This is a genomic window from Prodigiosinella confusarubida, from assembly GCF_002847015.1.
Lineage (GTDB): Bacteria > Pseudomonadota > Gammaproteobacteria > Enterobacterales > Enterobacteriaceae > Prodigiosinella > Prodigiosinella aquatilis.
In genome coordinates this window covers 150206-162927 of sequence record NZ_CP025085.1, presented here as the reverse complement: position 1 = coordinate 162927, position 12722 = coordinate 150206, and the positions used below count along the sequence as shown (strand labels likewise).

General features: G+C 49.2%; 11 protein-coding genes and 1 pseudogene. 6 read left to right on the top strand and 6 right to left on the bottom strand.

The features are described from left to right. Positions 1-139 precede the first annotated feature (139 nt). The 5 genes from CWC46_RS00750 to ulaA are packed head-to-tail and all read right to left on the bottom strand — an operon-like array spanning position 140 to position 3875. Entirely contained in the window at positions 140-1000 is an 861-nt protein-coding gene (locus tag CWC46_RS00750) for an L-ribulose-5-phosphate 3-epimerase (RefSeq protein ID WP_021014105.1), read from the bottom strand. A 9-nt stretch (positions 1001-1009) separates the two neighbouring features. After that, positions 1010-1663: a 3-keto-L-gulonate-6-phosphate decarboxylase UlaD gene (locus tag CWC46_RS00745; protein WP_021014106.1), complete on the bottom strand. Its 654-nt coding sequence runs from the start codon at positions 1661-1663 to the stop codon at positions 1010-1012. 10 nt (positions 1664-1673) lie between these two features. Then, a complete protein-coding gene (gene ulaC, locus CWC46_RS00740; protein WP_021014107.1) occupies positions 1674-2144 on the bottom strand; it encodes a PTS ascorbate transporter subunit IIA in 471 nt (156 codons plus the stop codon). After that, the gene (gene ulaB / locus CWC46_RS00735) at positions 2141-2461 is read right to left on the bottom strand and encodes a PTS ascorbate transporter subunit IIB (RefSeq protein WP_021014108.1); all 321 of its coding nucleotides are present in this window, start codon (positions 2459-2461) and stop codon (positions 2141-2143) included. Before ulaB ends, ulaC begins: the two co-directional genes overlap by 4 nt. A 16-nt stretch (positions 2462-2477) precedes the next feature. Continuing rightward, positions 2478-3875, bottom strand: coding sequence for a PTS ascorbate transporter subunit IIC (gene ulaA / locus CWC46_RS00730; RefSeq protein ID WP_021014109.1), 1398 nt, complete (start codon positions 3873-3875; stop codon positions 2478-2480). A gap of 452 nt (positions 3876-4327) precedes the next feature. Between ulaA and ulaG the strand changes: the two genes are divergently transcribed. The 3 genes from ulaG (at position 4328) to glpE (ending at position 6798) form a co-directional block, all read left to right on the top strand. Next, positions 4328-5392 (top strand): L-ascorbate 6-phosphate lactonase, encoded by a 1065-nt coding sequence (gene ulaG / locus CWC46_RS00725; RefSeq protein WP_021014110.1) that lies wholly within the window; start codon positions 4328-4330, stop codon positions 5390-5392. Positions 5393-5645: 253 nt separating this feature from the next. Next, positions 5646-6401, top strand: a complete 756-nt coding sequence (gene ulaR, locus CWC46_RS00720; RefSeq protein WP_021014111.1) for an HTH-type transcriptional regulator UlaR — start codon at positions 5646-5648, stop codon at positions 6399-6401. A gap of 76 nt (positions 6402-6477) precedes the next feature. Beyond that, on the top strand, positions 6478-6798 hold the full coding sequence (glpE, locus tag CWC46_RS00715; protein ID WP_021014112.1) for a thiosulfate sulfurtransferase GlpE: 321 nt from the start codon (positions 6478-6480) through the stop codon (positions 6796-6798). Between the two features lie 384 nt (positions 6799-7182). On the opposite strand, the pseudogene CWC46_RS00710 reads toward glpE, so the two are convergent. Then, positions 7183-8130: pseudogene (locus CWC46_RS00710) on the bottom strand (ribokinase); the annotation flags it as partial. 486 nt (positions 8131-8616) lie between these two features. Between CWC46_RS00710 and glpG the strand changes: the two are divergent. The 3 genes from glpG to malP are packed head-to-tail and all read left to right on the top strand — an operon-like array spanning position 8617 to position 12716. Continuing rightward, positions 8617-9441 (top strand): rhomboid family intramembrane serine protease GlpG, encoded by an 825-nt coding sequence (glpG, locus tag CWC46_RS00705; RefSeq protein ID WP_021014114.1) that lies wholly within the window; start codon positions 8617-8619, stop codon positions 9439-9441. A gap of 25 nt (positions 9442-9466) precedes the next feature. Further along, the gene (locus CWC46_RS00700) at positions 9467-10225 is read left to right on the top strand and encodes a DeoR/GlpR family transcriptional regulator (protein WP_021014115.1); all 759 of its coding nucleotides are present in this window, start codon (positions 9467-9469) and stop codon (positions 10223-10225) included. A gap of 46 nt (positions 10226-10271) precedes the next feature. Next, positions 10272-12716, top strand: coding sequence for a maltodextrin phosphorylase (malP, locus tag CWC46_RS00695; RefSeq protein ID WP_021014116.1), 2445 nt, complete (start codon positions 10272-10274; stop codon positions 12714-12716). Positions 12717-12722 lie beyond the last annotated feature (6 nt).

Genomic DNA, 12722 nt, shown 5'->3' with positions numbered 1-12722 from the left:
TCTCAGGGATATTTCAGCGGGTTACGATATGAAAAGCCGCAGTCACTCAATGTGTGTGATAGCGGCGAGTTATCTGAGGCAGGGGGAGGTCAGCGGCCTTATGCCTAGGGACCATGCTTGAAGCTAACATGTTTCTCCATCAGGCGGTCTCCTCTACTAACAGGCCAGCCTGGCTCATCTGTTGTCTTACCCAATCACGGGCCGCTTTTATCTCTTTGATGGGATCCGAGGCTGTTTCGCTCCACATTTCAATCAGGTAAGGACCACAGTAACCGGATTCCTTTAGCGTTCTGAAGCAACGTTCGAAATCCACCACACCACTACCGAATGGGACATTTTTAAATATACCGGGACGGGTGTCTTTGACATGTACCGCAACAATATGACCTTTACCCGCCTGCAACTCCATTTGCACATCGTTATCCCAGGCAGACAGATTGCCGATATCCGGGTAGAGCTGAAACCACGGATTATTCAGATAGTTGGCGTATCCCAAAGCCTTACTGATGGAGTTCATCAGCGGATAGTCCATAATTTCCATGGCCAGAGTAACCTGAGCCCGGCTGGCCATTTCCACCGCCTGTTGCAGTCCGTCGCGGAAACGTTCACGGGTGATGTTGTTGGCTTGATGGTAATACACATCATATCCTGCCAGTTGAATGACGCGGATACCCACATCCTGTGCAAGAGCAATAGCCTTGCTCATAATCTCCAGCCCCTGATTGCGAGTGGCGTTATCTTCGGACCCCAAAGGAAAACGGCGGTGTGCGCTCAGACACATGGACGGCACCCGTATGCCGGTCGCTGCGATAGCGTTGACCAATTGCAGGCGCTGCTCACGATTCCAGTCAAGTCGTGCCAATCGACTATCACTTTCATCCACCGACATTTCAACAAAATCGAAACCCAGTTCGCCGGCCAACTGTAACCGGGCCAACCAGTCTTCACCGGGTGGCAATGCCTTTTCGTAGATTCCGAGCGGTACGGTTTTCGTGAGCATGGTTTTCCCTTAACCCCATAGCTGGGCAATACTGCGTTTGAATTCGCGCGCAGCCTGTACTGGATCGGCGGCATCGCGGATACTGCGTCCGGCAATAAATACATGAATCGGGATACCGCGGAATAATGGTAAGTCTGCCAGCGCCAGCCCACCGGTAACGGTCACTTTGAAGCCCATATCCGCCAGCCGCCGGATGGCTGTGATGTCGGTATCGCTCCAGGCGATACCCGCCGCTTGCGCGTCTCGGCTACGGTGATAAACCACTTGCTGGATACCGGCTGAACGCCAGGCTTGTGCCTGTTCCCAGGTCCAGAAACCGGTCAGTTCAATCTGTACATCTCCTTTGAATTCGCGGGCCACTTCCAGTGCGCCGGTTGCTGTATTGATGTCTGCACAGCAGATCACCGTGACCCAATCCGCATTGGATTCAAAACACATCCGGGCGAGTATTTTGCCGGCATCGGCGATTTTGGCGTCTGCCAGCACAATCTTGTGCGGATAAAGTGCTTTCAGATCCCGTACGGCACGGACGCCTTCGCCAACACACAGGATGGTGCCGACTTCGATAATATCCACTTCTTCGGCAATCAGCCGGGTAGTCTGGTAAGCGTGAGCCAGCGTCTGGTTATCCAGCGCCACCTGTAACATCGGTAACTGAGTCATGGTTTTATCCTTAACAGGTTGCCGCCGCAGCGGTTTGATCAATTAAATCCAGCACGTCCTGCTCGGTGCGGCAGGCACGCAGGCGGTCAAAATTGGCTTCATCTTCAAATAGATTGACGATTTGCATAATGCCCACTTCTTGATGGGTGTTGGCATCAACCGCCGCCAGCGTAATCAGGATGTCGACCGGGTCATTGTCTTCATGATTGAAAATCAGCGGTGTTTTCAGCGTTACCAGAGCAAAACCGGTTTTTTTTACTCCCTCTTCCGGGCGGCCATGCGGCATGGCCAGACCGGGAGCAATAACGAAATAGGGGCCGAAACGCTTCACGCCGTCCAGAATGGCCTGGTAATAGCGCGGTTCCACCACATTGGCATCCACCAGCAGATCTACGCCGACCTTCACGGCTTCCTGCCAGGTTGCCGCGTCTACTTGCAGACGTATTGAGCGGTTCTCAGCCAGTGAGTCTCGTAATTTCATGGCGTCTCCTGCTGTTTGAGATCGGCTGGAAAATGGGCGCTTATCACGTCCATCAGCTTGGGGCCAAATTCTGTAGCGGAAAGCATGTTGCGTACACCGACCACATATTTGTTCCCACTGACCGTAATGTCGTCCGCCATCTGTGTAGAGGCGATGATGATATCTGCGCCGCTGAGTTCAGCTTTGTATTCCCCCACTGCGCAACTGTTCATCGTGTGGTTGACGCCTTGCTGGGTCAGAAACTGTCCGACTTTCATTTTCATAATCATGGAGCTGCCTTGACCACAGCCACATACCGCCAGAATTCGAACTGTCATGATGATGTCTCCAGAATTAGTTCGCTGTTGATTCAGCGAGTTTCTTTTCAGCGTCTTCTTCAGCACGCAGTGAGCGGCTGGCGAAGAACATATAGATCAGTGCGATGACAATCACGACGGACATAAACCATAGGCCGAGTGTTAAGCCCTGCATAAGCGGTGGGGCCAGAATCGACCAGTCGGCCATACCCATCCAGGCACTGAGAGAAGTAAGTTTGACGGCCCAGACACAGCCGAAGATTTCAATCATTCCCATCACCAGGCAGATCTTCAGCGCAGCGCGCCAACCGCCAAAATGGTTGGCAAATACACCGATGGTGGCATTGGAGAAGAACATGGGAATGAAGCCGGGGATGATCAGGATGGGAGAACCAATGCCAATCAGAGTGGCGACGGCAATTAACTGGCCGACGGTTCCCCACATAAAACCCCACACCACAGCGTTGGGGGCAAAGCTGTAGATGGCAGCGCAGTCAATGGCCAGCACCGCGCCTGGAATCAAGCGTTGGGAGATACCATTGAATGCTTCGGACAACTCGGCCACGAACATGCGTACACCCTGTACGATGATGAAAATCGCTACGGCAAACTGGAAGCCGGTTTGCAGGATATAGATGGTCCAGTGGGTTTTGCCTGCCATCTTTTGCAGAGTGTCTAAACCGAAAGAAAGTAGAATAGCGCCAAAAAATACCGTCATCACAAGCGCGGTCGAGACGATGTTATCGTGAAAAATATTCAGCCAACCCGGTAATTTCAGGTCTTCAACACTTTCTTCTTTGTTACCCAGGTAAGGGGCCAGTTTGTAAGCGAGCCAAGAGGCGAACTGTTGCTGGTGGCCAATGGAGAATCCACAGCCATCTGTCACTTCCTGCGTGGGTTTATACATCATGTTGGAGGTGATACCCCAATAGAGCGACACCAGCACTGCCGTGCAGAGAATAGTGGTCCACATTGGGTAGCCTAGAATATAGAAGAATACGGCCAGCAACCCTGCTTGCTGGAACATGATGTGCCCGGTCAACATGATGGTGCGAATTCCGGTTACCCGGCGCATCAAGACATAGAGAATATTCAGCGCCAGTGCCAGCAATACGGCATAGCCGACCCAACTGTAGGCATTCCCCATGCGTTCAACCGTTGCCATCATGGCGGCGTATGTATCTGAAATCGCACCATTGATACCAAAAACAGTCGACATTTTCGCGACGACAGGTTTAAAGGTGCTGGTCAGAATGCCGGAACCTGCCTGTAGCAGCATAAAACCGATAATGGTTTTGATGGTGCCTTTAATGATAACCGTGGCGCTTTTGCGCAACAGCAGATAACCAATAAGTGTGACGATCCCCAACAGCAGCGGGGCATTGGTCATGACCTGATTGAAAAAAACAGTAAAGATATTGTAGAGGGTTTCCATAAGCACTCCGTTCGGCTTTTGGTAATCCTGTTACGCGTCATATACCCGTCATCTTGAAATTCATTGGGCACACCTGCTTCACTCTGGCGCGGTCAGGCATTTTTTTGTTGGGACAGATGTACTGTAGCAATCACAAATAATCACAAAAAGGCTATTGGTGATTATTTGTGAGAAACATCGCAAATTATTATTCAAGATAAAATTGATTCTTGTTTATTGTGTTGCTTTATTTTTATTTTAATTAATATCATATAGTTAAACTTTGTTTGTTGCTCGGATCACAAATTTGAAAGAGCAGATATTGCATTTTTTGTGTGTGGTCTGTGAATTGTCAGCATGATTAAACAGTGATAGATTTTAATTATCCATTCATAAATAATCTTTCAATGATTTATTGTGATTAATAATCACTGTGCAAGCACATCAAGCCGAGTAACGATGAGGTTCAGACTATGAGTAAGATTGAAAGCATCACCCGTGATTCATGGATTTTGAATACGTTTCCTGAATGGGGAACCTGGCTGAACGAGGAAATTGAACAGGAACAAGTTGCGCCAGGCACCTTTGCTATGTGGTGGCTGGGGTGTACCGGCATCTGGCTTAAATCTGAAGGGGATACCCATATCTGTGTGGATTTATGGTGTGGTACCGGTAAGCAGAGTCACGGTAACCCATTGATGAAAAATGGCCACCAGATGCAGCGCATGGCTGGCGTGAAGAAGCTTCAGCCGAACTTGCGCACCACGCCTTTCGTGCTCGATCCCTTCGCTATCCGGCAGATTGATGCGGTGGTTTCTACCCATGATCACAATGACCATATTGATGTGAACGTAGCGGCAGCGGTGATGAAAAACTGTGACAGCAGCGTGCCGTTTATCGGGCCGGAAACCTGCGTCAATCTGTGGGTCGAATGGGGTGTTCCACGGGATCGCTGTATTGTGATGAAACCTTTGGACGTGATAAAAATCAAAGATATTGAAATACATGCGCTAGATGCTTTCGACCGGACGGCACTGATCACGTTGCCCGCCGAGCAGAAAGCACAGGGTGTATTGCCGGATGGCATGAACAAGCGTGCCATCAACTACCTCTTCAAAACCCCCGGCGGAAATCTGTATCACAGCGGTGATTCACATTACTCCAACTACTACGCCAAACATGGTAATGAGTATCAGGTCGATGTTGCGCTGGGTTCCTATGGTGAAAACCCCCGTGGCATTACGGACAAGATGACCAGCGCCGATATTCTGCGGATGGCCGAAGCGTTACATACCCAAGTCGTGATACCGTTTCACCATGATATCTGGTCGAATTTTCAGGCCGATCCACGGGAGATTCGCGTGCTGTGGGAGATGAAAAAAGATCGTCTGCAATACGGTTTTAAACCTTTCATCTGGCAGGTTGGCGGTAAATTTACCTGGCCACTGGACAAGGACAAGCTGGAGTATCACTACCCACGAGGGTTTGATGATTGTTTTACTATAGAGCCGGATCTTCCCTTCACGTCATTCCTGTAATGGGTGTAGACATAAGGCTTGAGGCTGTCCACTTAGGCCTGTTTTAGGGGCATCATCACGTTGGGTTCCCGGCGGAAAAGCCGAACGTGGTGGTCGCCCCGGTATCCCGGTTTTTTAACGGGTGGGCATTAATCCATAAGACGGCTTTTTCATTTTACGACAACCCAATGCGTATGTTTTGACAAGTTATGATTCAAATTATCGCAAGTGCTCATTATAATTGGCAGATAAGCATAATTTGGGCGGAGCCAGCATGACTGAATCACAGCGTCATAATGCCATTATTGATTTTCTGCAGCGGCAAGGGCAGTTCACCGTTGCCGATATTATTGAACAGTTCGCTATTTCTCCGGCCACGGCGAGACGGGATATCAACAAGCTCAACGAATTAGGTAAATTGCGCAAGGTACGTAATGGTGCGGAAGCCGTAAGCCTGCCGCGTCCGACATGGACGCCACTGAATATTTATCAGGCGCAGAATGTAGATGAAAAAATGCGTATCGCCAGAGCGGCGGCCGAACTTTGCCGCCCAGGGCAAAGCGTGGTGATTAACTGTGGCTCCACCGCTTTTCTGTTGGGGCAGGAGATTTGTGGCAAGGATATTCAGGTCATCACGAATTATCTGCCCCTGGCAAATTACCTGATTGACCAGGAACACGACAGTGTGGTGATCATGGGCGGGCAGTACAATAAAAGTCAGTCCATCACCCTTGCCCCGCAGGACGGAGACGCCAGCCTTTATGCCGGACACTGGATGTTTACCAGTGGTAAAGGGCTGACGGCCGAAGGGTTGTATAAAACCGATATGCTGACGGCAATGGCTGAGCAAAAGATGTTGAATTTTGTCGGCAAATTGGTAGTGGTGGTGGACAGCAGCAAGGTCGGCGAACGAGCGGGTATGCTGTTCAGTCGTGCCGACCAGATTGACGTGGTTATCACGGGCAAACAGGCGAATCCGAACATCGTGCAGCAACTGCGTGACCAGAAAGTTGACGTCATTTTGGTATAACCCCGCATTCAACTGGGTTTCCTGCCACGGTAGGTGAGTTAGAATGGTCACAGTCTGGTAACAATGAGGTTGGGTGATGGAACAATTTGAAGCGATCGATATAGAACGAGCCTATCAGCGTTGGCAGCAAGGAGAAGCCTTGTTGGATATCCGTGATGCGCAAAGTTTTGGTGTTGCCCATGTGCCCGGTGCGACTCACCTGACCAATGAAACGTTGGCCGATTTTGTTCGTCAGGCCGATATTGAGCAACCCGTCATGGTGATGTGCTATCACGGTATCAGCAGTCGTAACACCGCGCAGTATCTGCTGAGCCTGGGGTTTGAATCTGTGTATAGCATTGACGGTGGGTTTGATGCCTGGCAGCGCCGCTTTCCACAGGACGTGGTAGGCGCCTGATAATCACTCGGGTATGGCGTGTCAGCCACGCCATACCCGTCCGTCACGTACTTATTCCTGAATCGGTTTTCTGACAAACAAACCGTAGTTTAATGCCCCCAGCATGAGTAGTCCCGCGCCGAGGAAAAAGACGTCGGTAAACATACCGGTGGTATCAAGAATGATACCGGTGATGATCGGCGCACTGGCCGCCCCCAGGAAACCACCAAAATTCTGAATCGCTCCTAACGATGCCTCCTGGTCTTTGGGCGCGATATCGGTTGCCAGTGTCCAAATTACGCCAGAGGGCAGTTGAGAGCAAAAATACCCTAGAGAGAGCAGTAAAATGGTGAACGTGTTGTTGTGCACAAACGGGATTGGTGCGACAAAACAGGCAGCCAGGGCCGCTCCCAGCACGATGGGGATTTTGCGAGAAGTAATGGCACTTATGGCACTGCTTAAATCGTTGACTTCAATGTTGGAGAGTAACGACGCTTCTGTTTCATTAGGCGTGATGACATCAACATAATCCAGACAGGAAAGTACATCACTTGAATAAGGTGCCGGATTGAGAATGATTTTTGTATTTAGCGCTTTGGCTAATTTCATGACCCTTAATAGGGATGAAAAATTATTTTCCAGTTGCAGTAGCAATACGTCTGAGTTTTCAAGTTCAGGCATGATCTCTGCAATTTCTTCGTCGGTAATGGTTTTATTTGCGCCGGGATAGATGGTAATCATATTTTCGCCATTCTGTTGGGAAACATAAATAATGGCGTTTCCTGTGGGCTCGGTATCAGACTGATAAAGTTTAAAGGAATGTATTTCCGATTTGGAAAGATGTTCATAAGCAAAATGACTGAATTGATCTTTTCCTACTTTTGAGACGAAATGCACTTTTGCACCAGCACGACTGGCGGCCATCGCTTGATTAGCGCCTTTACCTCCCGGTCCTAATGCGCTTCCCTGAGCCAATAGCGATTCCCCTCCTTTTGGGAATCGTTCGACTCTGGCAATGATATCCACATTAAAAGAACCAAGAATACAAACTTTACCATTCATCGTATTTCCTTTATTTTTTATGGCAATATTTCTTTCCGGTTTTTTTATGCTTTTTAATAAAACTTCAAAATCTTTCCCGGTTTCAGTAATTAGTTCTGATTGCAAGTGCCGTCGTATAACCATAGCGCCGCCATGGCAACGTTGAATTAAATTCCGGCTAGCTAACACATTTAAATCACTGCGTATGGTTTCTTTAGTAACGTCAAAAAGGTGTGCTAGATATTTCATACTGGCACGATCATATTTATCCAGATATTCCAGAATCTTATTTCGCCGTTCTTCAAGAAACATAATATTCACGCCTCCCTATTGAGATTAAGTGAGCGCTATTGGCTAAAAAGTGACTGTGATCATAGGTTGCCGGACTAAACGGAAGTAAACAAAAATCAGCACAAAATATGTCAATGCGTGAACAGGTTGTTATGGGAAATAAAATGGAAGGATGGAGAGATGTGACGAACATCACGCATACAGGGTAAAGTGTAATAGGTATAGTTGACCATTATGCTGAATTGATAGTGATATACCCGCCATCTTTCACGTTGTTGGTGCGTCGCCTGCCCTCAGTTGCCCGGTCCATCCCTGAATCTCGCACTTTTAGGGCCACGACAAGCCACGTTCAAATATATTCCCGGCAGGCTTGCCACCCGGTTCCAGACTTGCGTAAGCTCCTGGGGATTCATTCGGTTGCTGCTTTCCTGCATCTGAAATTTAGTGGGTATACGTGTTTTAATGTCAGTTTTATTGAGGTCGATAAACGAGGATGTTGCAGCAGCTATGATCCGAATTATTGCGTTATCGAATCCCCGTTTGGCTCAGGCGTTTGTTGATTATATGCATACGCAGAAAGTCAAACTTGTGATGCATATGAACGGGAACGAGGCCGAGTTGTTATTGCCTGATGAAAAGCAACTGGTGCGGGTACAACAGGAATTGGAACAATTTTTACGTGAACCTCACCACCAGCGTTATCAGGCGGCCAGTTGGGAAACCGGCTCTACCAAATCAGGACTTCGTTATCAGTCATTTTCTTATCTGCAAATTGTGTGTCAAGGCGCCGGTTTGCTTACATTGTCAGTGATGGTGGTGACCATCGCCGTTTATCTGTTGATGCAGATCTATGGTGTGAACCGCATTATGCCTCTGTTGGCTTTCCCTGGCCCTGGTCAAGGATTCCAGCTTTGGCGTTGGTTTAGCCATATTCTGTTGCATTTCTCACCGCTGCACATTCTGTTTAATCTGTTGTGGTGGTGGTATCTGGGCGGCCCAGTAGAGAAAACGCTGGGTACCCGTAAATTGTTTGTCATCCTGTTACTGTCGTCGCTCGCCAGCGGCTGGGTACAATCATGGTTCAGCGGTATTTATTTTGGCGGTTTGTCTGGAGTGGTTTATGCCCTGATGGGGTATGTCTGGCTGAGGGGCGAGCGGGAACCACATGGCCACTTGCATTTGCAGCGTGGTTTGATGGTATTTGCGCTATTGTGGTTGGTTGCTGGGTATTTCAATATCTTAGGCATGTCCATTGCCAATGGGGCACACGTAGCGGGTCTGGTCATCGGGCTACTGATGGCTTTTTGGGATACACGTAACAGGCAGCGGTAAAACCAAATGTTTGAGAGGGATGAATGTGAAGCAAACACAACGGCATGATGAGATTATTGAACTGGTGCGTCGGCAAGGGTACGTCAGTACCGAAGAGTTGGTGGAACATTTCGCTGTCAGTCCGCAAACTATTCGCCGTGATCTTAATGATTTGGCTGAACAGAATAAAATTCATCGCCATCACGGTGGCGCGGCGTTGCCTTCCAGTTCAGTAAATACCGCTTATCATGATCGTAAAATGATGTGGTCGGATGAAAAAAACCGTATTGCCAGGAAGGTTGCCAGTCAGATTCCCGATGGCGCCACACTTTTTATTGATATCGGTACCACGCCGGAAGCGGTTGCCCATGCGCTCATGAATCATAATGACTTGCGTGTGGTTACCAACAACTTGAATGTGGCAACGTTGCTGACGGCCAAAGAGGATTTTCGTCTTATCCTGGCTGGCGGGGAAGTCCGTAGTCGTGATGGCGGAATTATGGGGGAAGCCACGCTGGATTTTATTTCCCAGTTTCGGCTGGATTTCGGCATTTTGGGAATTAGCGGCATTGACATGGATGGGTCATTGCTAGAGTTTGATTACCACGAAGTCCGCACCAAACGGGCGATTATCGAAAACTCCCGTTGTGTGATGCTGGTGACCGACCACTCTAAGTTTGGCCGAAATGCTATGGTCAATTTGGGTAATATGGACTTGATCGACTACCTTTTTACCGATCAATTACCGCCATCCAGTGTGCTGAAAATTATCGAGCAGCATAAGGTACAGTTGGAGTTGTGCTAATCCCGACGTGCCTTTTCCCATCACACAGACAGAGGAGAGAGGCGCGATGTCTTCGTCTTCATTTAATCCGTTACAGTTCGCGTCCACCCTGTTGCGCCAGCAGCAGGCTTACGGTGTTTCAGCCCTTGGCGAGTTATCTCCTCGCCTGTGCTGGCGGGTGATAAGTGCTGCACTTTCAGAGCAACTGATGGCGTTGACGTTTTCTCCTAAACCGCTGCCATCAGCTTCTGGCAAGACGGTATCCTCTATCGATAAACCGGTGCTGCGTCATGTCAATTATCTGTCAATGGAGTTTTTGCCTGGGCGTCTGACCGGGAATAATCTGTTAAGCCTTGGCTGGTATGACGATGTCGCTAATGCACTGACGGAGCATCAATTGGTATTAAGCGATGTTCTGGAACAAGAAATCGATCCGGCGTTGGGTAATGGCGGGTTGGGGCGTTTGGCGTCCTGTTATCTGGATGCGATGGCGACGGTTGGGCAACCCGCCATCGGTTATGGCTTGAATTATCAATATGGCCTGTTTCGCCAGCACTTTGAAGATGGATTTCAGTGTGAAACACCGGATGACTGGCAGCGAAACGATTATCCGTGGGCACACCCGCGTCCGGAACTGTCCACGGCAGTCGGTTTCGGCGGCCATGTGGAACGGCAGCCCGATGGCAGTGAATGTTGGTTGCCAGCGCTGAGGCTAACAGGAGAAGCCTGGGATATTCCGGTTATTGGGTATCGTAATGGTATCGTACAGCCGTTGCGGCTATGGCAGGCGACTGATCCGGATCCGTTTGATCTCTCCTTGTTCAATGCTGGTCATTATTTGAAAGCCGAGCAAAAAGGGATCGCAGCCGCCAGTCTGACCAAGGTGTTATACCCGAATGACAATCATCAGGCAGGTAAACGTTTGCGTCTTATGCAGCAATATTTTCAGTGTGCTTGTGCAATGGCGGATATCCTGCGCCGACATGTGCAAGCCGGTCGGGAATTGACGTCGCTGCCTGACTATGAAGTCGTGCAACTAAACGATACCCATCCGACACTGGCGATCCCGGAAACCATGCGTCTGTTGATGGATGACCACCAGATGTGCTGGGATGACGCCTGGCAGATTACCTGTCGTTTGTTCGCTTATACTAACCACACGTTGATGCCGGAAGCGCTGGAGCACTGGGACGAAAGGCTGTTTCGTCGGCTGCTGCCACGTCATTTCGCTATCATCAGGGAAATCAACGTGCGCTTTAAGATCCTGGTTGATCAGCGGTGGCCGGGAGATCGAAACGTCTGGGCGCGCTTGGCGGTGCTGCATCACCGTCAGATCCGCATGGCTAATCTGTGTGTTGTGGCTTGTTTTGCGGTTAATGGCGTGGCGGAACTGCATTCCGAACTGGTGATAAAAGACCTCTTTCCCGAATACCATCAGCTCTGGCCGGGGAAATTCCATAATGTGACTAACGGGATCACGCCGCGCCGCTGGCTTAAACAGTGTAACCCGTCGTTGTCGGCGCTGATTGATGAAACGCTGGGCGCCGAATGGGTGAATCATTTGCCAGCACTGGAGGGCTTGGTTCCCTTTGCGGATGATGCAGGGTTTCGTCAGCGTTACCGGCAGATAAAACAGGATAACAAGTTGCGACTGGCGACGTTGCTGACCCGGGAACAGGGGCTGATTATTGATCCGAATGCGCTGTTCGATGTGCAGATTAAACGTTTACATGAATATAAACGTCAGCATTTGAATTTATTGCACATTCTCGGTCTGTACCGACAATTAAGAGATAATCCACAACTGGATATCGTGCCGCGCCTTTTTCTGTTCGGCGCCAAGGCGGCACCGGGCTATGTATTGGCGAAAAATATCATCTATGCCATCAATTGTGTGGCAGATAAAATCAATCGTGACACACGGTGTAATGACCGTCTGAAAGTCGTATTTCTACCAGATTATCGAGTATCGATGGCAGAACGTATTATTCCTGCCGCTGATGTATCTGAACAGATTTCGACGGCAGGCAAAGAAGCCTCAGGTACTGGGAATATGAAGTTGGCGCTCAATGGAGCACTGACGGTTGGTACTCTTGATGGGGCCAATGTGGAAATGTCACAGCAGATAGGAGAAGAAAATCTATTTATTTTCGGCCATACCGTTGATCAGGTTAAAGCATTGGTAAATCAGGGGTATGAACCGTCACGTTACATCGCCGATAATGCATTGTTAAAAGACATACTAGATGAGCTTGCCAGTGGTGCTTTCAGCCAGGGCAATAAAGACGCCTTTGCGCCTTTGCTGAATAGCTTGCTGGAGAATGGCGATCCCTACCTTGTCCTGGCTGATTTCGCTCCTTACTGTCAAATACAGCAGCGTGTGGATACGCTCTATCGTGAACCGGATGAATGGACGCATCGTTGTGTACTGAATACCGCCAGAATGGGGATATTCAGTGCTGATCGGGCGATTCATGATTACCAGAAACGCATTTGGCAAATGCGTTGTTAAGGAATA

Excerpts from the sequence above, each read along its gene's own strand:
- CWC46_RS00750 (WP_021014105.1), bottom strand. The coding sequence starts at position 1,000 with ATGCTCACGAAAACCGTACCGCTCGGAATCTACGAAAAGGCATTGCCA.
- CWC46_RS00745 (WP_021014106.1), bottom strand. The coding sequence starts at position 1,663 with ATGACTCAGTTACCGATGTTACAGGTGGCGCTGGATAACCAGACGCTG.
- ulaC (WP_021014107.1), bottom strand. The coding sequence starts at position 2,144 with ATGAAATTACGAGACTCACTGGCTGAGAACCGCTCAATACGTCTGCAA.
- ulaB (WP_021014108.1), bottom strand. The coding sequence starts at position 2,461 with ATGACAGTTCGAATTCTGGCGGTATGTGGCTGTGGTCAAGGCAGCTCC.
- ulaA (WP_021014109.1), bottom strand. The coding sequence starts at position 3,875 with ATGGAAACCCTCTACAATATCTTTACTGTTTTTTTCAATCAGGTCATG.
- ulaG (WP_021014110.1), top strand. The coding sequence starts at position 4,328 with ATGAGTAAGATTGAAAGCATCACCCGTGATTCATGGATTTTGAATACG.
- ulaR (WP_021014111.1), top strand. The coding sequence starts at position 5,646 with ATGACTGAATCACAGCGTCATAATGCCATTATTGATTTTCTGCAGCGG.
- glpE (WP_021014112.1), top strand. The coding sequence starts at position 6,478 with ATGGAACAATTTGAAGCGATCGATATAGAACGAGCCTATCAGCGTTGG.
- glpG (WP_021014114.1), top strand. The coding sequence starts at position 8,617 with ATGATCCGAATTATTGCGTTATCGAATCCCCGTTTGGCTCAGGCGTTT.
- malP (WP_021014116.1), top strand. The coding sequence starts at position 10,272 with ATGTCTTCGTCTTCATTTAATCCGTTACAGTTCGCGTCCACCCTGTTG.